This window comes from Nocardia brasiliensis ATCC 700358 (assembly GCF_000250675.2).
In the GTDB taxonomy this organism is placed as follows: domain Bacteria; phylum Actinomycetota; class Actinomycetes; order Mycobacteriales; family Mycobacteriaceae; genus Nocardia; species Nocardia brasiliensis_B.
In genome coordinates this window covers 7230974-7253830 of record NC_018681.1, presented here as the reverse complement: position 1 = coordinate 7253830, position 22857 = coordinate 7230974, and the positions used below count along the sequence as shown (strand labels likewise).

The 22857-nt window shown below is 69.9% G+C and carries 18 protein-coding genes; 9 read left to right on the top strand and 9 right to left on the bottom strand.

All coding sequences use genetic code 11. From position 1 onward, the window contains the following. Positions 1-52 precede the first annotated feature (52 nt). On the top strand, positions 53-571 hold the full coding sequence (locus O3I_RS32230; protein ID WP_014987213.1) for a GNAT family N-acetyltransferase: 519 nt from the start codon (positions 53-55) through the stop codon (positions 569-571). An 82-nt stretch (positions 572-653) separates the two neighbouring features. Here O3I_RS32230 and O3I_RS32225 read toward each other — a convergent pair whose 3' ends face one another. Further along, positions 654-1304 carry an amino acid-binding protein gene (locus O3I_RS32225; RefSeq protein WP_014987212.1) on the bottom strand — a complete coding sequence of 217 codons (651 nt, stop codon included), beginning with the start codon at positions 1302-1304 and terminating at the stop codon, positions 654-656. Positions 1305-1700: 396 nt separating this feature from the next. On the opposite strand from O3I_RS32225, the gene gatC reads away from it, so the two are divergent. Beyond that, positions 1701-2000 carry an Asp-tRNA(Asn)/Glu-tRNA(Gln) amidotransferase subunit GatC gene (gene gatC / locus O3I_RS32220; protein ID WP_014987211.1) on the top strand — a complete coding sequence of 100 codons (300 nt, stop codon included), beginning with the start codon at positions 1701-1703 and terminating at the stop codon, positions 1998-2000. After that, positions 1997-3469: an Asp-tRNA(Asn)/Glu-tRNA(Gln) amidotransferase subunit GatA gene (gene gatA, locus O3I_RS32215; protein ID WP_014987210.1), complete on the top strand. Its 1473-nt coding sequence runs from the start codon at positions 1997-1999 to the stop codon at positions 3467-3469. Before gatC ends, gatA begins: the two co-directional genes overlap by 4 nt. Before the next feature lie 191 nt (positions 3470-3660). On the opposite strand, the gene O3I_RS32210 is transcribed toward gatA, so the two are convergent. The 4 genes from O3I_RS32210 to O3I_RS32195 form a co-directional block, all read right to left on the bottom strand. Further along, the gene (locus O3I_RS32210) at positions 3661-4503 is read right to left on the bottom strand and encodes an SDR family NAD(P)-dependent oxidoreductase (RefSeq protein WP_014987209.1); all 843 of its coding nucleotides are present in this window, start codon (positions 4501-4503) and stop codon (positions 3661-3663) included. 207 nt (positions 4504-4710) lie between these two features. Further along, positions 4711-5154 (bottom strand): SRPBCC domain-containing protein, encoded by a 444-nt coding sequence (locus O3I_RS32205; protein ID WP_014987208.1) that lies wholly within the window; start codon positions 5152-5154, stop codon positions 4711-4713. A gap of 1210 nt (positions 5155-6364) precedes the next feature. Continuing rightward, entirely contained in the window at positions 6365-7714 is a 1350-nt protein-coding gene (locus O3I_RS32200; protein ID WP_014987207.1) for an alpha/beta-hydrolase family protein, read from the bottom strand. A 506-nt stretch (positions 7715-8220) separates the two neighbouring features. Further along, complete coding sequence (locus O3I_RS32195) at positions 8221-8955, bottom strand: hypothetical protein (RefSeq protein WP_014987206.1); 735 nt, start codon at positions 8953-8955, stop codon at positions 8221-8223. 167 nt (positions 8956-9122) lie between these two features. Here O3I_RS32195 and O3I_RS32190 point away from each other — a divergent pair, with 167 nt between their 5' ends. After that, entirely contained in the window at positions 9123-10340 is a 1218-nt protein-coding gene (locus O3I_RS32190; RefSeq protein ID WP_424769560.1) for a sensor histidine kinase, read from the top strand. Positions 10341-10382: 42 nt separating this feature from the next. Next, a complete protein-coding gene (locus tag O3I_RS32185; RefSeq protein ID WP_014987204.1) occupies positions 10383-11048 on the top strand; it encodes a response regulator in 666 nt (221 codons plus the stop codon). A 10-nt stretch (positions 11049-11058) separates the two neighbouring features. Here O3I_RS32185 and O3I_RS32180 read toward each other — a convergent pair whose 3' ends face one another. Then, positions 11059-11961 (bottom strand): hypothetical protein, encoded by a 903-nt coding sequence (locus O3I_RS32180; RefSeq protein ID WP_014987203.1) that lies wholly within the window; start codon positions 11959-11961, stop codon positions 11059-11061. A gap of 218 nt (positions 11962-12179) precedes the next feature. Here O3I_RS32180 and O3I_RS32175 point away from each other — a divergent pair, with 218 nt between their 5' ends. Then, the gene (locus O3I_RS32175; protein WP_337587872.1) at positions 12180-14144 is read left to right on the top strand and encodes a serine/threonine-protein kinase; all 1965 of its coding nucleotides are present in this window, start codon (positions 12180-12182) and stop codon (positions 14142-14144) included. Between the two features lie 9 nt (positions 14145-14153). Here the strand turns inward: O3I_RS32175 and O3I_RS32170 are convergent, their stop codons facing one another. The 3 genes from O3I_RS32170 to O3I_RS32160 are packed head-to-tail and all read right to left on the bottom strand — an operon-like array spanning position 14154 to position 17723. Further along, a complete protein-coding gene (locus tag O3I_RS32170) occupies positions 14154-16646 on the bottom strand; it encodes an ABC transporter permease (protein WP_014987201.1) in 2493 nt (830 codons plus the stop codon). Continuing rightward, positions 16643-17350: an ABC transporter ATP-binding protein gene (locus O3I_RS32165; RefSeq protein ID WP_014987200.1), complete on the bottom strand. Its 708-nt coding sequence runs from the start codon at positions 17348-17350 to the stop codon at positions 16643-16645. The genes O3I_RS32170 and O3I_RS32165 overlap by 4 nt, the downstream gene beginning before the upstream one ends. A gap of 52 nt (positions 17351-17402) precedes the next feature. Continuing rightward, entirely contained in the window at positions 17403-17723 is a 321-nt protein-coding gene (locus O3I_RS32160) for a hypothetical protein (protein ID WP_014987199.1), read from the bottom strand. Between the two features lie 157 nt (positions 17724-17880). Between O3I_RS32160 and O3I_RS32155 the strand changes: the two genes are divergently transcribed. From O3I_RS32155 to O3I_RS47090, 3 genes are all read left to right on the top strand, one after another. Next, a complete protein-coding gene (locus O3I_RS32155; RefSeq protein ID WP_014987198.1) occupies positions 17881-19206 on the top strand; it encodes a sensor histidine kinase in 1326 nt (441 codons plus the stop codon). Next, entirely contained in the window at positions 19203-19898 is a 696-nt protein-coding gene (locus tag O3I_RS32150) for a response regulator (RefSeq protein WP_014987197.1), read from the top strand. The genes O3I_RS32155 and O3I_RS32150 overlap by 4 nt, the downstream gene beginning before the upstream one ends. Before the next feature lie 61 nt (positions 19899-19959). Next, positions 19960-22818: a serine/threonine-protein kinase gene (locus O3I_RS47090; RefSeq protein WP_014987196.1), complete on the top strand. Its 2859-nt coding sequence runs from the start codon at positions 19960-19962 to the stop codon at positions 22816-22818. The last annotated feature ends 39 nt before the right edge of the window (positions 22819-22857 follow it).

Here is a 22857-nt window from a genome sequence, read left to right as displayed (position 1 = left end):
CGCGGGCAGGTGTGACGTAGACCGTGTTACGTCGAATGGCACGATGCCGGGTATGGATCCGAACGATGCCAAGGACACGCGGTTGGAGATCCGGCCCGCGCGATCGGACGAGTACGCGGCGGTCGGCGAACTGACCGTCGAGGTGTACGTCGGCGAGGGATTCGTCCGAGCCGGCACCCCGTACGCGGCCGAGCTGGCCGATACCGCGCATCGCGGCGCGTCCGCGGAACTGCTGGTGGCCGTGCACGCCGGCCGGATCGTCGGCTCGCTCACCGTCGCTCGCCCCGGCACGCCCTATGCCGAGATCGCGCGTCCCGGCGAACTCGAGTTCCGGATGCTGGCCGTGGCGAAGACCGCGCGCGGCCTAGGCGCGGGAACCGCGTTGGTACGCACCGTGATCGATACCGCGAAGGCGGAAGGCTTTGCGGCAGTGGTGCTCACGACCATGCCCGCGATGGTCGACGCGCGTCGCATCTACGATCGCTACGGCTTCGTCCCGACCCCCGACCGCGACTGGCACACGCCCGCAGGCGAACTCCTGACGGTGCTGCGGTTGGCGCTCGCGCCGTAGATCCCTGCGCCACACCGGCCGCGTGAGCGGAGGCGCTGACGTCGGCGACCGAATCCGATGCCGAGGCTGGGTCAGGCGCTGGCTAGCCGAGTACGGTGGCCACAATGCCCGCGAGATAGCCGAGGCGGGCGACCTCCGAAGGGCGGAAGTCCGGGCCGCCGGGGCGCCCGAGCAGCAGTACCTTGCCGGTGTTGCCGAGCGGCGCGGCGGCGAGTTTGGTATCCATGTCCCGCCAGATCTCGGGCACCCATTCGGATTCCGGATCGAGGATGGCGGGCTTCTCCAACGGCATCCACGGCGCCGAACCCGCTTGTGTCTCAGGCGCACTCGGGCTGCCGACCACCCGGTAGGCGCCCTGCGGACCCATGTCGATGATGGTGCTCCAGCCGACCCGCAACACCCGCGGCACGCCGTCGACGAGCACCTGTAAGCGGTCGTCCTTGGCGCTGGCCACCTGGTCGATCAGTTCGAGTTCGCGGTGGGTGTCCAGCACGCCCGAGTACGGACGGATGGAGTCGACCCGCACGTCGCCGATCGATTCGGCGGCGGTGATCAACGTGTCGGGCAGCGCGCCCTGGGGCACCTCGACGACGAGGTCGTCCACGGCGAACCCGGCGCCGCGCTCCACCACGTCCAGCGAGAGGATGTCGGCGCCGACAGAGCCGAGGGCGAGCGCGAGCGCACCGAGGCTTCCCGGTCGATCCGGAAGTTGCACGCGGAGCAGGTACGACACGTGCTTTCCTTTCCTTGGGTGGCCGAGGCTCTGAACGGATACCCGGGTCACGCAATACTTACACCCCTGGGGCCGGGTTATCGACCCGAAGTGCGGCCAGTGATGTACGCCACGCGGCGATTTCGTGACAATACGGCGTGTCGAGCTAGTTCGAGAAACCGTGTCGTCCCGCCGCTTCACCAGTTTCAGTTACCCTCGGCGGCCCGATCAGCCTACTGCGCGGCGGTGACACGGAGGACCGGTCGCCGGGGTGCGGGTGTGGGTGGCGTGTGCGGTGGCTAGGCTCGTAGTCCGTACGCTACCCGTGTACACGATACGAAACGACGTTCGCGCCCTGCCACGAATGCGATACGCGCGAACGAAATTGTTGATACCGAAGCCGAAAGGGGTCCCGCGGTGCCCGCCATCTCCCGTGACGAGGTCGCACACCTCGCCCGGCTGTCCCGGCTCGCGCTGTCCGATGCCGAACTGGATCAGTTCGCCGGGCAGCTGGATTCGATCCTGAGCCACGTGCGGACCATTTCCGAGGTCGCCGCCGCCGACGTCCCGGCCACCGCGTCGCCGAATCCGACGACCAACGTGACCCGTCCCGACGAGGTCGTCCCCTGCCTGACGCCCGAGCAGGCGCTGTCCGGCGCCCCGGCCGCCGAAGAGCAGCGATTCATGGTTCCGCAGATCCTGGGAGAAGCCGAATGAGCGAGCTGACTTCGCTGTCGGCGGCCGAGCTGGCCGGCAAGATCCACGGCGGCGAGGTGTCCTCGGTCGCGGTCACCCAGGCGCACCTGGACCGGATCGCGGAGGTCGACGGCGAGTACCACGCGTTCCTGCACGTGGCGGGGGAGCAGGCGCTCGAGTCGGCCGCCGCGGTGGACGCCGCGCTCGCCGCGGGCACCGCGCCCGCGTCGCCGCTGGCCGGAGTTCCGTTGGCGCTCAAGGACGTTTTCACCACCACCGACATGCCGACCACCTGCGGGTCGAAGATCCTCGAGGGCTGGGTCGCGCCCTACGACGCGACGCTGACCACGCGCCTGCGCGCGGCGGGCATCCCGATCCTCGGCAAGACCAACATGGACGAGTTCGCGATGGGTTCGTCCACCGAGAACTCGGCCTACGGCCCGACCCGTAATCCCTGGGATACCACCAGGATTCCCGGTGGTTCGGGCGGCGGCTCGGCCGCCGCGCTCGCCGCGTACCAGGCGCCGCTGGCCATCGGCACCGACACCGGCGGTTCCATCCGCCAGCCCGCCGCGGTGACGGCGACCGTCGGCACCAAACCGACCTATGGCACCGTCTCCCGCTACGGCCTGGTCGCCTGCGCGTCCTCGCTGGACCAGGGCGGGCCCTGCGGCCGGACCGTGCTGGACACCGCGCTGCTGCACGAGGTGATCGCCGGGCACGACCCGCGCGACTCCACCTCGCGGAACGTGCCGGTGCCCCCGGTGGTCGCCGCGGCGCGCGAAGGCGCCAAGGGCGATCTGAGCGGCGTGAAAGTCGGTGTGGTGAAGGAACTGCACTCCGACAGCTACCAGCCGGGCGTGCTCGAATCCTTCGACGCCGCGGTGGCGGTACTGAAGGAACTCGGCGCCGAGGTGATCGAGGTGTCCTGTCCGCACTTCGAATACGCCCTGTCCGCCTACTATCTCGTCATGCCCAGCGAGGTGTCCTCGAACCTCGCCCGGTTCGACGCGATGCGCTACGGCCTGCGCGTCGCCGACGACGGACAGCACAGCGCCGAACAGGTGATGGCCGCGACCCGGGCCGCCGGCTTCGGCCCGGAAGTCAAGCGCCGCATCATGATCGGCACCTACGCGCTGTCGTCCGGGTACTACGACGAGTACTACGGTCAGGCGCTGAAGGTGCGCACGCTGATCGCCCGCGACTTCGACAAGGCCTACGAGCAGGTCGACGTGCTGGTCTCGCCGACCAGCCCGTTCACCCCGTGGAAGCTGGGCGAGAAGGTCGACGACCCGCTGGCCATGTACCTGTCCGACCTGTGCACCCTGCCCACCAACCTGGCCGGGCACCCGGCCATGTCGGTGCCGTCCGGGTTGAGCAAGGACGACGGCATGCCGGTCGGCCTGCAGATCATGGCGCCCGCCCTCGCCGACGACCGGCTCTACCGGGTCGGCGCGGCATACGAAGGTGCGCGCGGACCGATCGCCTGAGTGGTGTTGCCCGGCGGCGATGAGTTCGCCGGCCGGGCAACATTTTTCGGTCACTCACCGGAGATTCCCGCTGGCGTGCTAGGTCGGCAGAGATCCGCGTCTGACCGGGTTCGTGCAGTGGGTACTTCGTCCCGAACCCGAGGCGTGCCCGCTTCGGTGGTGTCCGAGGCGGGCACGAACTCGCGGAGCGGCTAAGCGGGCCAGGTGAATTCGGGGTCGGTCAGGTAATCCTGGCGGCGCTGGTCCAGTGCCATGGTGACCATGTGGTGCGCACCCGGGCCGATCACCTTGCGCACCGGCGGATTCGGCATGTTCACCAGGGCGATCAACGCTGCCGCGCCGACTTCCGGTGCGGGCTCCTGCCATTCGGGGTTGTCGACGGCCGGCGGCGGGGCGCTCGGGTCCGGATAGTCCGGCATGCCGAGGATGCCGGTGCGCAGTCCCTCGTACGCCGGCAGTCCGCTGCCGAACTGCATGCTCGACTTCGCCCAGTCGGTGTCGAAACCGCCCATCTGCGCGAGGGTGACCGAGATGCCGAAGGGGCGCAGTTCGTCGGCCAGCGAAGCGCTGAAACCTTCCAGTGCCCACTTGCTCGCGTTGTACATTCCGAACAGCGGGAGGCTGCCCACCGCGCCGACCGTCGAGATCTGCACGATGTGACCGGCGCCCTGCGCGCGCAGATGCGGCACCGCGGCCTGCGAAACCCAGAGCGCGCCATAGAAGTTGGTGTCCATCTGGTCGCGGATCTGCGCTTCGGTGAGTTCCTCGATTGCGCCGACCAGACCGTAGCCCGCGTTGTTCACGACCACGTCGATCGTGCCCATCAGCGCGAAAGCCTGGTCCACCGTGGCGATCACGTTCGCGCGATCACGAACATCCAACGGCAGCACGGTGAGTCGCTCCTCGGCCAGGTCGGCCATGGTGCGCGGGTCGCGAGCGGTCGCGACGACCCGGTCACCCTCGGCGAGCGCGGCCACCGTGAAGGCCCGGCCGAGTCCGCGATTGGCGCCGGTGATGAACCAGGTTCTGGTCATATGTCGATCCTTTCGTCGCGAGACGCTCCGTCTCGTTGAGAACCGATAGTGCCAGCCGCGATCTTGGATGTCAAGACGAACCGTATCGTCTCGCTTGTTGGGCAGTTGGCGTCCCGGCTTTCTTTGCCGCACCCTTTCTGATTTTCTCCCCGGTGTGTCACCCGGCGAGTCGGGGTGCGGGACGTCAGAAAGGGTGCGGCAGGCGAATCAGGGGGTGCGCAGCGCTTCGGCTCGCTGCTGGATGCCCGCTGTCATGCCGGCGAAGCCGGCCTTCAGATGCTTGCCGAGTAGGGCGACCACCAAGGGGTGCAGCCAGCCGTTGAGTTCGAAGTGCGACTCGTAGCGGGTGCGGTGATCACCGAGCGGAGTCAGGGTGTGCGATCGCAGGCTGTGCAGCGCACCGAACGGTGTCGGCTTCATCGAATAGCTCAGCTCATGCCCCGGCGTATGCGAGCGAATCCATTCGCGCTGGCGGCGCGGACGTCCACCCAGGTGCACGACCATATCGATCGGTTCGCCCGGCACCAGCGAGCTGCGGCACTCGCTGACAAAAGGATTCCACTCGCCGTAGTGCGGAAAGTCGGTGATCACCTGCCAGACCCGCTCGGCGGGCGCGTCGATGTCCACGGAAGCGTCGATGACAAAGGCCATGCCGACGATTAGAACACGTTCTACCGCGGTCCTGTGGCCCGGTTCGCAGCCCCGCCCATGCGAATCCCGGACCTGGGATGCATTCCTCGCGCGAGGTCGGCCCGAGCGTGGGGCGGCCTGAGCCTGGGGTGGCCCGAGCGTGCGGGGCTGCGTGTGCGGTGGTCGAGTGTCGGCGGCCCGCGTGTGCGGTGGTCGAGTGTGTGGCGGCCCGCGTGTGCGGTGGTCGAGTGTCGGCGGCCCGCGTGTGCGGTGGTCGAGTGTGTGGCGGCCCGCGTGTGCGGTGGTCGAGTGTGTGGCGGCCCGCGTGTGCGGTGGTCGAGTGTGTGGCGGCCCGCGTGTGCGGTGGTCGAGTGTGTGGCGGCCCGCGTGTGCGGTGGTCGAGTGTGTGGCGGCTGCGGGTACGGCGGCCCGAGTGTGCGGTGGCTGAGTGTGTGGTGGCCGGGCGTGTGGTGGCCGAGCGTGCCGTAGTGGGCAAAGTGCACCACGGCGAGCAAGCGAAGCTTGGGCAGCCGGAGGTCAGGGCTTACCGAGTGGGCTGTGGTCGGCCAGCCGGTCTTGGAGCTGCCGATCGTCAGGATGCTCGTCAAGCGGGGCAGTGACTGGTCGCACTCTGCGGCCGTCCGGGTCTTCCTGCTCGTCGATTCAAGGGCCGCGCGACCTTCCAGCCGCTGAGTTGCCTGCCGCACCGGACCCGTAGGTCGTGCGAGCGTCCCGGCTGAGGTCATGAGGGCCGCGCGGTCGGGCCTATCGGGTGCGTTCGCCAACCTCTACCGCTGCCCATCGACGTGCCCTGGTCGGTGCGGTGGTCGGCGAGCCGGTCATGGCGGCTGCCCATCGTCAGGATGCTCGCCGAGTGGGGCAGTGGCTGGTCGCACTCTGCGGCTGTCCGGGGTTTCCTGCTCGTCAATCCCAAGGTCGGAGCGACCTCCCGCCGCCGACCTGTCTGCCGCACCTTGGCTGGTAGTCGTGCGAGCGTTTCCGGCTGAGGTCACGAGGGTTGCGCGGTCGTGCCTTTCGGGTGTGTTCGCAACCTCAGGCAGTGCCCGTCGACGTGCGGTGGTCGGCGAGCCGGTCCTGGGGCTGCCGATCGTCAGGATGCTCGCCCGGGGTAATGGCCGTCGACTCGGCGGGTTGTTCGGGGCTGGTGGTGCGAGCCTCCCGGCTCAGGTCATGAGGGCCGCGCGGTCGGGTCTATCGGGTGTTCGCGCCCTCAGCAGGTGCCCATCGACGTGCCCTGGTCGGTGCCGTAGCGGTGGCCGTGTCCGGCGGGTGCGTCGAGGGCGGCGAGGAGGTCGGCGGTGGTCTGGACGAAGCTCACCACCGGGAGCCAGTGCGGCAGGGGTGCGTCCGAGCGGGTGCCGGTGAGGTCGGGTGCGCGCCAGAGCAGGGCGGGGGACCAGTGCACCACCGGGTCGGAGCTGTTGGCCAGTACGGTCGCGCCCGCCCGGTGCACCTGTCCGGCCGGTGGTCCGGCCCAGAGCGCGGCGCAGGTCCGGCGATCCTGGTCGGCGTCGTCGGCGAAAACCGAACTGCCGCCGAACGCGCCGAGGCTCTGACCGTAGAGGTAGAGCCGTGGCTTGTGGTCCAGGGTGCGGATGCGTGCCTCGACGGCGGTGAACAACGCGCGAGCGGCGGTGACCGCCTGATCGCGGCCGAACACGAAGGTGACCCAGCTCGGCGCGAACGAGTACTGCAGGCCGACCAGTGCGACATCGCTGCCGAAGCGTTCCTCGAAACCGCGCACGGCGTTCTTGTCGATCCAGCCCGAACCCGTCGGCACCATCAGCACGAGATGGGACCGGTCGAACGCCCCCGAACGTTCCAGTTCGCGAACCGCCAGCGCGACACGCGATTCCAGGCTCGGCGCGGACTCCACGCCGACATAGACCCGTATGGGTCCCGCAGGCGATCCGCTGACGAACTTGCGGCCCTCCGCCCCGAGCGAGGACCAGCTCACCGCCGACCCGGCACTTCCCGACCTGGTATTCGAAACCGGCTGCACCAGCGTCGGATCCACCATCGCGTTGGCGCTCGCATACGCAGACTGCCGCCACCCGACCACCGTCGGCGTCGCGACGAAATACAGCACCGCCCCGGCCACCGCCGCCAGCGAAACACTGCGCGCCCAACCGAGTTTGCGCAGGGCCCAGCCCACCCCCCACGAACCTCCGGCGACCACACCGACGATCAGCACGGTTTCGAGCAACCACCGCACCCAATACCCCGCCCCGATCGGCGCGGCGTCCATCGCGCTCCGCAACTGGTTCTGCCAGTGCCACGCCTGCGCCCCCGCCGCCGTCACGAGCAGTGCCGTACCCGCAAGCAACGGCGCTCGCACCCCGGGCCACCGCCGATCGACATCGAACCCCCAGCGCCGCACCACGAATCGAACGATCCCCGCGACCCCCAAGCCGATCGCCACCAGCAACGCAGTAAGAATCGCCTGCGCCCCGGCGGTGCGCGGCAACAGTCCGGGGCCGAGTGATACCAGCACCCCGACCCCGACCGCGAGTGTCGTCCCGATGCGCGGACGCGCCAGCCGCCCGGCAACGCCCGACACGGCCCGAACCGCCCGCCGGCCCGACCCGTTGCGCCCCGGCGCGATCCCCCCACTCGTGGACTCGACGCCGCGCCCCGCAGGCGAAACCTCCTGCAACACAGAGGTGTCGCGCGCACGACCCGCTGTCGGCGACTCCGCCGTCCATAACGCCGCCCCGCCGGCCCGATCACCCACCTTCGACTCCGCAACACCGCCCGCACGAACCGCGCCGCGCGTCCCGAACCTCGGCGGCACAGTCGCAATGGCCTGTCCCCGGCCTGTGCCCTGCGTCGCGCGGACGGGCGCGCCGCCGATCCCGCTGTGCATTTCGCGCACCGGCACGTCAGACGTGCGCACCCTCTGCTGCACTGCCGATGTCGGCGTGGTGGTGGCGTCTGTCGTTGTTGTGGTGACGGGTTCGTGTACTGCGGAGGTCGGTGGGGTGGGGCGGGTGCGGTGTGCGCCTTGCCTTCTCGGACGCGGGGAGGTCGATCCGCCGTTGTCGGCGCGCGGGGGGAGTGTGCTTGTCATCCTTGGACCCCCTGTGCGGCAGTCGAATTGGTGCGGGAGCGGAGGGTGAGGGCAGCGGCGAGGCCGGTGACGCCGGCGCCGAGGATGCCGAGCAGCTGCCAGCTGGTGGTGGAGCCCGGGTCGGCGGTGCCGAGGAGCGTTTCGGTGACGGGGGCGCCGTAGTCCTGGCGGCGCGAGTTGAGGTCGACGAAGGTGGCGGCGATTGTCGCCATGGTTTCGCAGCGCGCTCGGGAGAACGTGTCGGCGCGGCTGCCGCACGCCTCGTGCATGTGCCGGTCCAGGGTGGCGTCGAGCGCCTGCCGCGCCCAGGGTCCGAGCGGCTCGCCGTGCTCCTCGGCGTAGCGCAGCAGGTCGTAGCCGAGATCGTGGGCTTTGCAGGCGGTATCGAATTCGGCGGGCAGTGTCACCGGCGACGAGCAGTCGCCCTGCGGGTTCACCACCAGTCCGTCGAGCGTGCCGGGCCGGTAGCCGAAGCGGGCGGCGAAGTCGTCCGGGATGGCGGTGAGCGAACCGGGACCACCGGAGGTCAACTCCGCGACCGCGATTCGTGCCGGCGCGCTCTCGACGGGCCCCGACGAGGCCGCCGCGGCGTGCGGGGCGGGCGCGAGGAACACGGTGGCCGCCATGGTGGTCAGCGCGGCGGCGGTGAGGGCGGCGCTGCGCCGGGCGGTGCGGCTTGCGGCCTGCGCGGGCCGCGCCGTTGCGGGCCCTGCGGGGGTCGGTGTGCTCATGGGCTAGACGCTAGGAACGCGCGCCCCTCGCCGACCTCACGCCGGGGACCGGTTTCCGGCCTGCGGCCCGTGGGTGAGCAGGGCGAATGTCTCGCACCGTGGTACGGGGTGCGAAATCACCCGACGGTATGACGTGTCAGCACGACCCGGTTTCTACTGTCGTAGACATGATGCAGAAGAGTCGTGCCCGGATGAGGCGGATGTCGGGGCAGATGTGGTTCGACACGCTGACCGTCCTCGTCGCCCTCATCTTCTACGCGGTGGCGTGGCCGACGCTGCATCTCACGCACAGCGTCGCGCCCCCGGTGCAGCCGTTCATCGCGGCGCTCGCGGCGTTCCCCGTGCTGCTCGTGCGGCTCAACCCGCCACTGGGCTGGGCGATCTCGGCGGGCTCCGGAATGATCATCGCGCTGGCGATTCCGAACCAGCCGAACAACGAGCTGCCGATGCAGGTCGTGCACATCCTGAGTTTGTTCATCCTGCTGCTCGCGGTGGCGGTGCGGGCGACGCCGCCGATCATCGGTGTCGCGTGGGTCGCGACCTCGCTGCTGCTCGGCACGACGATGTCGAACCAGAGCGGCGAGCTGGGCAGTTCGGTGTGGGGCTGGCCGATCGCGCTCGGCGCGGTGGTGTTGTTCGGGCTGCTGGTCCGGTGGCTGGTGGCCTCGCGCAAGCAGTTGGTGCGTCAGGAAGAGGAGAACGAGGTCGAGCGCGCCCGCCGCGCCATCCTCGAGGAGAAGGCGCGCATCGCCCGCGATCTGCACGACGTGGTCGCCCACCACATGTCCCTGGTGGTGGTGCAGGCGCAGACCGCGCCCTACCGGGTGGAGGGGGTAACCCCCGCTGCCCGAGCCGAATTCGAGTCGATCGGCGCGACCGCGCGCGAGGCCCTCAACGAGATCCGCGGCATGCTCGGCGTGCTGCGCAGCGACGGCCAGGCCCCGGAGCACACGCCGCAACCCAAGGCGGCGGACGTGCCGGCCTTGTTCGAGGGTGCGCTGCGCGCGGGCGTGCGGATCGCGTGGACGATCGACGGTGCGCTCGAGTCCGTCCCTGACGCGCCGGGTCTCGCGCTGTACCGGATCGCACAGGAGTCGCTGTCGAATGCTTCTCGGCACGCACCGGAGGCGGCGATCCAGGTGCGGCTACGGGTGGCCGGTCCGGTGCTGGAACTCGTCGTGCACAACGGGCCCAGCGCATCGCCCGGCAAGCCGATCGGCAACGGCGGGCACGGCATCGCGGGCATGCAGGCCCGTGCCCTGGCGGTCGGCGGCGAGGTCACCGCGGGGCCGAGTGCGGACGGCGGTTTCGAGGTGCACGCCCGGCTGCCGCTGCATCCGGCCGCGTCGCTGGACTCGACACTGCTCGGTCAAGCCGGTAACTGAGCCGTCTCGCTGGTCGGGGCCGGGTCCGCATAGGGTGGTGCGGTGGCAATAACCGTGTTGATCGCCGACGACCAGGCGATGGTGCGGCAGGGCTTCGGCGCCCTGCTCGCCGCCCAGACCGACATCAGCGTGGTGGGCGATGCCCCGGACGGCAAGATCGCGGTGGCCGAGGCCAAGCGGCTGCGCCCGGACGTGGTGCTGATGGACGTCCGGATGCCGGAGATGAACGGGCTCGACGCGGCCCGCGCGATCCTCGCCGCCGGGTTCGATCCGCCGGTGCGGGTGCTGATGCTCACCACCTTCGATATCGACGACTACGTGTACGAGGCGCTGAGCATCGGCGCGAGCGGGTTCCTGCTCAAGGACGCGCCCGCGGAGGAACTCGTGCGCGCCGTCCGGGTGGTCGCCGACGGTCAAGCGCTGCTCGCGCCGACGGTCACCCGCAGGCTCATCGCCGACGTCACCAGCCGCCGTTCGGCCGCGCGCGCCAAACCCGCGCCCGCGCTGGCCACCCTGACCCCGCGCGAGCGGGAGGTGCTGGAGCTGATCGCGAAGGGCATGTCCAACACCGAGATCGCGGAAACCTTGTTCGTCGCCGAGCAGACCGTGAAAACCCATGTCTCCAAGGTCTTCTCGAAGCTGAACCTGCGCGACCGGGCGCAGGCCGTCGTGCTCGCCTACGAATCCGGTCTGGTCGTTCCGGGCTGACCGGCGCGGCTCAGTGCGCGCAGGTGCCGCCGCGCAATTCCGCCAGGTGCCTGCCGAGCAGCACCGCCAGCCTGCTCAGGATGGCGGTGGAGTCCTCGTAGGTCCCCGAATCCGCTTGCGCCGCAAGGGCGACGGCCACCATCCCGTTCTGCGTCGGCACCACGCCGAACTGGCGGACGGTGTAGATGCCGGTCTCGTCGTCGGGCCCCCAGCCGCCCTTGAACGCGGCCCCTTCGAGATTGCCGAGCCCCCAGGACTGGTCGGGCGTGATCTCGGCCATGAGTTCGGGCACCTGGAACGTCTCTGGCAGGCACGGCAGCCGGGACGCGAACCGCACCTGATTGGCCAGTGTCCATTCGGTCTGCCCGAAAGCGGTGTAGTCCAACCTGGTTCGCGGTCCGGCGAGGCCGGTGGTGGAGTCGCCCGCCTCGTCGATCACGTCCTGTACCGCCTGCGCCGCCTCCAGTCCGTCGCCGAGCGATTCCCACAGCGCTTCGGCGGCGCCGTTGTCGGAGACGGTGATCGCGGCTTCGGCGTTCTCGAAAACGCTGTCGTCCGGGTCGTGCCGCAGCGCCGCGATGGCCAGCGGCACTTTGATGGTCGACCAGGCGATGCCGCTGACCCAGTCGCCGAAGATGGTCATCCGGCCGCCGCCGACCGGCATGATCGCCAAGCCGACCTGGCCGCCCAGGTTCGGTTGCAGCTGAGTGAAATCGGCCGCCAGCGAATCGGGGATGGATACCGAGAGACCGGGCCGGAACGACCCGGCGGTGTCGACGACGACGGCGGGGCGCTCGTCGCGGTCGCGCTCACCGGGCAGCAGCGCGCACGAGGTCACCACGAGCAGCGTGAGCAAAGCGGTCGCGCGCAAGGCGACGCGATACCCGAAACCTGTTCCCGTCGACTTCACCACGCGTCCTCCCCACCACCCTTGCGTGATCGCTGTTCGTCGGCGGTGCAAAATTTAGCTCATCGGTCGGCCCCGGTCGATGACCGGGCGTGAGGCCATCATGAACGCCCCACCATAGTTTTGCCGATCGTCGCGAAGAATTCGAAACCGCGTGGCCACGGCGTTACCCGCTATGCTCCAGGATCTGAGGGAGCGCAGGGACGCGGCATCGGCACGCCGCGGTGAAATCGGAAGGGACCGTATTGCTGACCAGCGGGGAGGTGTTCGCCGGGTTCACCATCGAGAAAATGCTCGGGCAAGGCGGTATGGGATCGGTCTATCTGGCCCGACATCCCAGGCTGCCCCGGCAGACCGCGCTGAAACTCCTCAACCGCGAGCTGTTCACCGACGTCGAGGTGCGCGCCCGGTTCGAGCGGGAGGCCGACCTGGCCGCGCAGCTCGATCATCCGAACATCGTCCAGGTGTACGACCGCGGCACCGAGGACGATCAGCTGTGGATCTCCATGCAGTACGTCGACGGCGTCGACGCCGCCACGGTCAATCCGCAGAGTCTGCCGCCGGAGCGGGCGGTGCAGATCATCGAAGGTGTCGCCGACGCACTGGATTACGCGCACGGCATGGGCGTGCTGCACCGCGACGTGAAGCCCGCGAACATCATGCTGGCCCGGTCCGGCGGCGGGAACCGCGAACGGGTGTTCCTCACCGATTTCGGCATTGCCCGGCTGCGTGAGGATTCCACCCACTTGACCCAGACCGGCATGTTCACCGCGACGCTGGCCTACGCCTCGCCGGAGCAGATGACCGGCGCGCACCTCGATCACCGCTCCGACCAATACTCGCTGGCCTGCGCGCTGTTCTGGCTGCTGACCGGGATCGCGCCGTTCGACGCGCCCGCGCCCGCCGACATCATCCGCGGCCACCTGCAACTGCCGCCGCCGTCTGCCGCGGCCCGTCGGGCCGGTCTGTCCCCGGCGGTGGACGCGGTCATCGCGGTGGCGATGGCGAAGCGACCCGATCATCGGTTCGCCTCCTGCGCCGATTTCGCCGCCGCCGCGAGACAAGCGCTCAGCGGCCAGGTTCCGCCGCTGCCGTACACCCCGGCGCCGACCGTGGTGGCCCAGCCGCCGAGCCAGGGCGCGTATCAGGCGGCGCCGCCGAGCCAGGGTGCGTATCAGGCGGCGCCGACCTATGTGCCGCAGGCCGCCGCGGCCGGCTCCGTGGAGTGGAAGCAGTACGGGCCGAGTTCACCTGCGGGACAGCAGTTCTCCGCCACAGGCTATGTGGACGCGCCGCCCGGCGCCGGTACGCCGTACCCGTCCGGCGGATACCAGGACGCCGCATCCGTTGCCGCCCAGCCATACCCCGGTGGCTACCAGGACGCGCCGCCCACTGCCGGTGCCGGACAGTCCTTTCCGGGTGGCGGCGGCTACGGCCCACCGAATTCCGGTGCAGGCCAGTCGTTCCCGCCGCAGGGACCGCCGCCGATGGCTTACGCACCCGCCGCCGGCTACCCGATGCCGCCGCAACGTCGCTCGAACACCGCCCTCATCGTGGTGATCGCGCTGATCGTCATCGTCGTGCTGGTCGTCGCCGGTGTGGTGATCGCACAGGTGACCTCGTCGGATTCGTCGTCGCCGAGCGATCCGGGCAAGCCGCCCGCGGCCGTCGCCTCGACCGACGCCGATGCCTTGGCCAAGGCGTTCCCGAAGATCCTGCCGCAGGGTGTCGACACCAAATACGGGGTCGGCAGCGGCAAGGGCTACCAGGACAAGACCTGCTTCCTCGGCACCGGCAAAGCGGGCAAGAAGGTGTCCAGCGAGGACGGCGTGCCCGACTTCGCGAACTGGGAGACGGCCTGGAACTGCTGGGGCGTGCCGATCGACCAGCCCGACTTCACCGCGATCGCGTTCAAGAGCGCCGAGGACGCGAAAGCCGCGGCCCGCGCGCTGCCGTCGAACACCAAGGCGAGCGAGTCCGCCAACGGCAAGCAGTACACGACCTACCGGTGGCAGAAGAAGGACAGCGGTCTCCCGGACGGATACCTGGTGGTGAGCTTCGAGAACGATCCGGCCCGGGCCAATTATCTGTTCTTCGCGCAGGTGTCGATCACCGACAGTCTGCCGGATTCCGGCTTCGGTCTGACCCAGCAGAAGTTCAAGGCCTGGTTCACCAGCCTGCCTCTGTAGCAGCAGAATTCAGTCGACCGCCAGCGCGGCCACGATCGGCAGCCGGGCCGCGCGCAAGGCAGGCGGGATCGATCCGAGCATCGCCAGGACGAGCGCGGCCGCGCCGTAGGCCAGCAGGATCGGTCGCGGCTGGTAGGTGACGTCGATGGTCAGTGCGTGCGCGATGGCGACGGTGGCCAGATACTGCACGGCCAGGCCGACGACGAGACCGAGTGCGGCGCCGACCAATCCGATCCCGGCGGCCTCGGCGAGCACCGAGCGCATCAGAAAGCCGCGGTTGGTGCCCATCGCCCGGAGTACGCCCAATTCTCTGCGGCGCTCGAGCACGGACAGCATCAAGGTGTTCAGCAGCGCCACCGTGGCGACGAGGACCACGATCCACAGGATCGCGTTGCTCATCGCCGAGCCCTGCCGGATGCTGGATGCCGCGGCGACAACGGTATTCGGTCCGGTGTCCACGTGGATCTGCGGCGGGACCACCTGCCGGATCGCCGCCAGCACGGCCGGGCGGTCCGCGCCGGGCGCGATGTTCACGGACACGATCGTCTCGCCGGGCCGTTCGTACCACCGGCGCAGCAGGTCGAGATCCATCATGACCACGCCCGCGATTGCCGAGAAGTACGGAATCACTTGCAGCACAGTCACGGTGTGCGCGCCGGTCGGCGTCGGCAGCGTCAGCTGGGAACCGACGCCCACGCCGAGATCCCGGGCGATGTCGCGGGAGATCGCGACCCCGTCCCCGGCGGACAGGCGGGCGGCCGCGGCCGCGTCCAGCATGTGCATCCGGGTCTCGCGCGCATCGGCCGGAAAGCCCTGCAGCATCACCCGTCCGGCGCCGAGGGTGGCGAACGCCATCTGCGCGGGGCTCACCGACTGGACGCCCGGGACCGCGGCGATCCGATCCTTCAGCCCGGCGGGCAGCAAAGGGCCGGTGGGGAACTGGGCCATGGACGCGGGACTGACGTAGACGTCGTTCTTGGCCAGATCCTGGAACGTGGTGGTGGCGGAGTCCACCATGTTGGTCGTCGCGCCACCCATCGACACCGTGGCGGCCACGCCGATCAGGACGGTCATCACGGTGGCCCAGACCCGCCGCGGTGCGCGTTCCAGTGTGGTCGCGCCGAGGGCGCCGGCCGCGCCGAACATGCGCGCGGTCGCCGCGGCCCATCGGACGATCGGGCCGATCGCGGCGAAGCAGAGCACGACCGCCGCGATGATCGCGGTCGAGACGGCGCCGAGCGAGTAACGGCCCAGGTCGATTTCCGCGACCGCCACCGAGCAGGCCGCCAGCGCGAGCCCGAGTACCACTGCGGCCCAACGCAACGCGGCGCTCGCGGTATCGGCCCGGCCGACGCCGACCGGAACCAGGGCTTCGATGGGCTCCACCTTGTAGACCTGCCGCGCGGCGATACTCGCCGCGAGCACGCTGGCGAGGACGCACGCGGCGATCGCGAACGGCACGGCGTAACCCGGCACCAGGTACTCGGTGCGCGCCTCCACCGACGACATCACCGCGGCGGGGAGCTGGCCGATCGCGATGCGGCCCATGAAGATACCGATCACCGCACCGACCGCGCCGCCGCACAGCCCGAGCAACGCGGCCTCGGCCAGCAGATCCCGCACCATCGGCCCGCGCTTGCCGCCGAGGGCGCGCAGCAACGAGAGCATCGGCCTGCGCTGCGCGATCGCCATGCTCATCGCGTTGTAGATGAGGAACGCCGAAACGATCAGCGCCGCAGCCGAAGCCATCGTGGTCGAATAGCGCACGAGCTGGATCGCGCCGCCCGCCTGCGCGGTGCGCAGGCTCGGTTCGGCGACCACCGCGCGGCCCTCGACCGCCGCGGTGAGTTCGGTGCGCAGCGCGGCCACCGAGGTGCCCGGCGCGGGGATGATCTGGATCGAGTCGAGCCGACCTTGCCGCTCGGTCAGTTTCTGCGCGAGCCCGAGCGGCGCGGCGACCAGATGACCGCCGTTGAGCCGCTTCGAGGTCTGCGGATCGAGCACGCCCGCGACAGTGACGGTGGCCGAGCCCAGCGTGAACTGTTCGCCCTCCCGGTGCCCCATCGCCGCCCCGACCAGGACGCCGTTGGGCACCGAAAGCAGTTTGCCGGTCTGCGCGGCCAGCGGACCGGACAGCTCACTGCCCAACGCGGTGATGTTCTGATCGGCGCCGATCAGCAGTGCCCGGTCCGCGCCCGCGCCGATCTGCGCCCGCAGCATCGGCACCGCCTTGTCCACGCCGGGCGTGTTCGCGATCCGTTGCAGCAGTTGCTGATCGAAGCCCGCGTCGGTGACCCCGGTGACCTCGAGCGCGGCCCGGCCGCCCAGGCTTTCCGTGAGCCGCTGCACCGACCCGGTGACCGAACCGGAGATGCTCAGCACCGCGACCAGCAGGCCCGCCGAGACCCCCATCACCACCAGCGACATCATGGTCCGTCCGCGGTGGGCGAGGAGTTCACCGATATTGAACAGCCGCAAGCGATCCCAGGCGGCGCCGATCACGCGATGGCCGATCGCTCTGCGGGTTCGTTCGAGCCGATCCGTCCGTCGCGCAGGGTGACCACCCGATCGCAGTACGCCACCGCGCCCATGTCGTGGGTCACCATGACCACCGAGTTGCCGGAACCGGCGAGCTCACCGAGCAATTCGAGGATGGCGGCCCCGGTCTTGGAGTCGAGGTTGCCGGTGGGCTCGTCGGCCAGGATCAGCGGCGGATCCATGATCAGCGCCCGGGCCACCGCGACCCGCTGCATCTGACCGCCGGACAGCTCGGCCGGACGATGTTCGGCCCGGTCGCGCAGGCCGACCCGGTCGAGCAACTCCAGCGCCCGCGGCTTGGCCTTCCGTAAGCCGGTGCCGTCCAGCAGCTTCGGTATCGCGACGTTCTCCCAGGCGGACATCGTGGGCAGCAGGTTGAAGAACTGGAAGACGAAACCGACGCGATGGCGGCGGAACTCGGACTGTCGTTCGTCGTCCAGTGCGCCGATCTCGTTGTCCTGGAACCGGATCGAGCCGGTGTCCGGGGTGTCCAGCGCGCCGAGCAGGTGCAGCAGCGTGCTCTTGCCGGAACCGGAGGGCCCGATGATGGAGGTGAATTCACCGGTCTCGATGCGCAGGTCGATGCCGTCCAGTGCCCGGACCGACTGTCCGCCCACCCGGTATTCCTTGGTGACGCCGGACAATTCGAGCATGGCCGCCTTCGGCATCGCTGCCCCCCGCTGTGGTCTATCGGTCACCAATGGTTCGTCTCTCGTCGTGCTAGCGAGCCAAAGCTTGCGAGGTCTGCCTGCGCCGCCGGTACTGGGCGTCCAGGACCGCGCGTAGCACCGGCTGCTCGGCGGCCAGCTCGAGGTAAGCGTCGATCGCGGACTGCCCGCGCGTCAATGCCTGATCCAGCTTCGCGTCGAGATGGTTGTTCCACCGATAGCGCAGCGCGAGCAGGAGGCCGTCCGCGTCGCCGAAGAGCCTGCGCAGGCCGGGGATGTCGGCGAACAGGTGCGGATCGGCCGGGTCCACCGCGGCCCGGGCCAGCACGAGGTGCACGATTTCGGTACGGGTGTGCTGATCTTCCCAGGACATGAGCCTCGCCTTCCGTGCGACGACGCATTCCACGCTACGGAGCGCACGCGGGGCTGTCTTCGTGCCAGGGACCCGAATCGATCTCCGACCACGGTAGGAGAAACGGACCGCTCGCGGAACGATGTATCGCCCGGTATCGGGCGGTTAGCCTTACCGCATGGGTGTGATCGGCGTCGCCGCGCCGGCCGGTGAGCCGGGGCGGGCGACCCGCGCGCGGCGCCGGGTCGCGCTGGGCTGGCGGCAGTCCAGGGCGCGGATCGCCGAATTCGTCCGGGAACCCGTCACCTCGTTCCAGCGCCGGGTCGAGGAACTGCCGTTCGACTACCCGCCCTCGGTCATCGTGGCCGTGGATCTGTCGCTGTTCCTCGTCGCCGTCGCGGCGGCGATCCAGCGGCACAGCTACTTCCCGACCGTCCTGCCGATCATCGCGGTGCTGCTGACCGCCGCGTTCGGCCCGATGTACGCCTTCCTCGGGGTGATGCCGCGGCCGCTGACGCTGGGCCTGCTCGCCATGGTCGCCGAGGCGCTGTTCCTGCTCCAGCCGGTCTCGCCCGACCTCGCGCCGTTCGTGCTGGTGGCCGCGGCGGGTGAGGTGGCGGCGATCGCGCCGAAATGGGTCAGCGTCCCGATCACCCTCGCGATGATGCTCGAGCTGGTCGTGTTCGACCTGTATCGGGATATGGCACAGGGCTTGCCGACCTATGTGGTCGCCGTCGCGTTCGGCTGGATGGCCGGGTTGATGCTGCAATATCAACGCCGCTCGCTCTACCAGGAGCGCGGATATCAGGACATTCGCGCGGCCCAGGCCGCCGACGAAGAACGCCGCCGGATCGCCCGCGAGGTGCACGACGTGATCGCGCATTCGCTGAGCATCACCCTGCTGCACATCACCGCGGCCCGGCACGCGCTGCGCACCGACCGCGATGTCGACGAGGCGGTGGAGGCGCTCGCCGAGGCCGAGCAGCTCGGTCGTCAGGCCATGGCCGATATCCGGCGCACGGTGGGGCTGCTCGACGCGCGACCGTCGAAGCTGGTGCCCGAGCCGACCGTGCAGGACATCGAGGCGCTGGTCGGCGATTTCGCCCGAGCGGGCCTGGACGCGGGATACCGGTGCACCGACGATCTGCGTGTGGTCTCGCCCGCGGTCGGTCTCGCGCTCTATCGGATCGGTCAGGAATCGCTGGCCAATGTCATCAAGCACGCGCCGGGCAGCACGGCGACCGTGCGGGTGACGGTCGACGGCACGGCGGTCGCGTTGACGGTCGACAACAGCCTGCCGGTCGGGCTGCCCGCCCAGCTCGGCACCGGCATGGGCCTGTCCGGGATGCGGCAGCGGGCCGAACTGCTCGGTGGTGAGCTGATCGCGGGTCCGTGCGGCGACGGCTGGTCGGTGCGGGCCGCCATCCCGCTCGCGCCCACCCGCGGCGGCATGTTCTGCACGGTGTGGGAGCCGATCTCCCGCCGAACCCAGGAGAGTCTGTGACAGCGGCATCGCCCACGGGCGCCGAGGACGCGGTGACCGTTCTGGTGGTCGACGACCAGGAACTGGTCCGCGGCGGCTTGCGCCGGATCCTGCGCAGGCGCGACGGGTTCGTGGTCAGCGAATGCGCCGACGGCGACGAGGTGCTCGCGGCGGTCGCCGCCGAACGACCCGACGTGGTGCTGATGGACCTGCGCATGAAACGGGTCGGCGGCATCGACGCCACCCGCATCCTGCGGGCCCGCGACGGTGCGCCACCGGTGTTGGTGCTGACCACCTTCGACGACGATCAGCTGCTCTCCGGTGCGCTGCGCGCGGGCGCGGCGGGCTTCATCCTCAAGGACTCGCCGGCCGAGGATCTGATCCGCGCGGTGCGAACCGTCGCGGGCGGCGGCGCCTGGCTCGACCCGTCGGTCACCGAGCGGGTGCTCTCGACCTATCGCCGGATCCGGCCGAGCCCGGCGCGGCCCAGCGCTCGGCTCGCCGAGCTGACCGCGCGCGAGTACGAGGTGCTCGAGCTGATCGGCCGCGGCCGGGTGAACGCCGAAATCGCCCGCGAACTCGGCATCTCGGAAGTGACGGTGAAAAGCCATGTCGGGCACATATTCGGCAAGCTGGAGCTGCGCGATCGGGCCGCGGCGATCGTCTTTGCGTTTGACCACGGGGTGGTGACACCCGGAGAATCCACTCTTTGACGGGCAAGGTCACGAGATCATAAACGTGCACTCCTGGCCCGGGATGTGGAGGATTGACGGGGTGGAGTCACCTGGACCGAGAACCGGCACACGGTTCGGGCCGTACGAATTGCGATCGCTGCTGGGCAAGGGGGGCATGGGCGAGGTCTACGAGGCCTACGACACGGTGAAGGACCGGGTGGTGGCGGTCAAGCTGCTGCACGAGGAACTCGCCGGCGACCCCGTGTACCAGGTGCGCTTCCGGCGCGAATCGCAGGCGGCCGCGCGGGTGGCCGAACCGCACATCGTCCCGATTCACGACTGGGGCGTGATCGACGGTGTGCTGTTCATCGACATGCAGCTGATACCGGGCGTCGATCTGCGCACGCTGTTGCGCAGCGAGGGGCCGCTGACCCCGGTGCGCGCGGTGGGCATCATCGAGCAGATCGCGTCGGCGCTGGACGCCGCGCACGCGGGCGGCCTGGTGCACCGCGACGTGAAACCGGCGAACATTCTGGTCACCGAGGCCGATCACGCCTACCTCGCCGATTTCGGCATCGCACATACGCAAGGCGACAGCGCGGTCACGGTCGTCGGCATGGCGGTCGGCTCCTACATCTACATGGCGCCCGAACGCTTCGACGTCGCCGAGATCACCGGCCGCGCCGACATCTATTCGCTGGCCTGCGTGCTGCACGAATGCCTGACCGGCGCCAGCCCGTTTCCCGCCGCCAGCATGAACGTGCTCATCCGGTCGCATCTCGCCGATTCGCCGCCGCGCGCGAGCTCGCAGCAGGCCGGCATCCCGGCCGGGTTCGACGCGGTGATCAGCCGCGGCATGGCCAAGGATCCGGCCGATCGCTGGCCGAGCGCGTCCGAGATGGCCGCGGCCGCGCGCGCCGCGCTCACCACCGCGCCGCCGACCGGGCCGATGCTCGTCGTCCGCGCGCCCGCAAAGAATCGCGGCGCGGTGCCGCCGGAATCGACCGGGGAGATCTCGGCGGTGATCCTGCCGAGCGCGCCGACGGTGGTGCGCCCGACCGAAATCCAGTTCACCACGCTGTCGGAGCAGGAGCCGGTGGCGCCGCTCGGCCCGCCGCCGCGCTGGACCCCGGACCAGGGGCTCCCGCCGATGCGCCCGTTCCCGGACGCACACCTGTACACCGACCAGCCTGCCGCGCAGGGGTATCCGGCGCCGCAAGGTTTCGCCGCACAGTCCGGTCCGCCGGGATACCCGCATCGCCCCGATTCTCCCGGGCACCCGGAAGAGCCCGGTGCCCAGGGATTCTCAGCGCAATCCGGCTACCTCGACCCCTCGGGCGCGCAAGAACATCCGGCACAGTCGAACGTGCCGGGACACGGGGAGAACTCCGGTTCGCGCAGGTTCCCGGAGCAGCCCGGCACTCCAGATTATCCGGCGCGGTCCGCCTCGCCGGGGTTCGCGGACAACCCTGCCGCACCTAGGTATCCGGGACAGTCCGGTGCCCCGAGGTTCGCCGAAGAAGCTGCCGCGCAGGACTATCCAGAACGGTCCGACGGGGCGGGCTTCGCGGACGACGCTGCCGCGCAGCGCTACCCGGAACGGTCCGGTAGGCCGGGCTCCGCCGAGGATTCTGCTGCGCAGGGTTATCCGGGACCGTCCGGCGCACCGGGGTTCGCGGACGATTCCGCTGCGCACGGGTATTCGGCGCTGTCCGGTGGACCGGGGCTCGCCGACGACTCTGCCGCGCCGGGCTATTCCGAACGGTCCGGCGCACCCGGGTTCGCGGATCGGCCCGATTCGGCGGGGTATGCCGAACATCAGGCCTACTCGGACCAGGCCGGGGCGCAGGGTTATACGGAGGGGTACGGTCCGCTGGGGGACACCGGTCAGCCTGGACCGCAGGCGTATTCGGCGCGGTCCGATGCGCCGGACTATCCGGGCCAGGGTGGGGCGCAAGGGCATTCAGGTTCGGGGTACGACGCGGATTACGGCCTGCTGGGCGGCGCCGCGCAGGGTTATCCGGAACGGCCGGACGCGCACGGGTACCCCGATCGACCTGGGCCGCAGGCGTATTCGGAGCATCCGGGTGCGCAGGCGTACTCCGCCGACGAGCCGTTCGTGGGCGGACAGGCGTATTCGGACGCCCCGTCCTACGCGACGCGGAAGTTCCCGGACGCACCGGGCTATCCCGCGCCGGGCCAGGCCGAGGACTACCCGGCCGATCACGCACCGACCCAGGCCTATTCGGCCCCCGCTGCCTACTCCGCCGCGGACCCGTATGCGACTCCGGACGAATACGGTGGTCCCGCCGCGTATTCCGAGCCGGGCAGTCATGCTCGCGCCGACTACCCGCCGCAGAGCAATTACGCGAGTCAGCGGGATTACGGCGATCCGGGCTACGACGACTACGACGAGTACGACGACGACCAGTACGCCCCGCCTGCGAAGGGCCGCTCCATCGTGCTGCCCATCCTGATCGCGGTGGCCACCATCGTGGTGATCTCGGTCGGCGGTGTGGTGGGCTGGCAGGTGTTCGGCTCGGGCACTGTACAACCGAAGACGACCTCCGATCAGCAGGCGGCCGCCCCCGGACCATCGACGAGTGCGGCGGCCCCGGCGCCGGCGACCTCGTCCACGCCGCCGGTCACGACCACGCCGACCAAACCGGGCGCGGTCACGCTGCCCGCCGGTGCGAAGCCGTGCAACCAGGGCACACCGGTGCAGGGCGCGTTCACCCAGTCGGCCACCGGCTCCGCCGTGACGAGCTGCCAGTTCGCCGAGGAAGTCCGGCGGGCCTACGCCGAAATGAATACCGCGCAAGGCGGTTCGCGCGAGGCGCCACGCACAGTCGTGGCGACCAGCCCGGTCACCGGCCGGGCCTACACGATGAGTTGCCGTAGCGAGGGCCAGCTGGTCACCTGCAGCGGCGGTGAAAACGCGGTGGTGTATGTATATTGATCGATTCCGTGCGGCTCGTATGCGAAAAGCGTTGGGCGG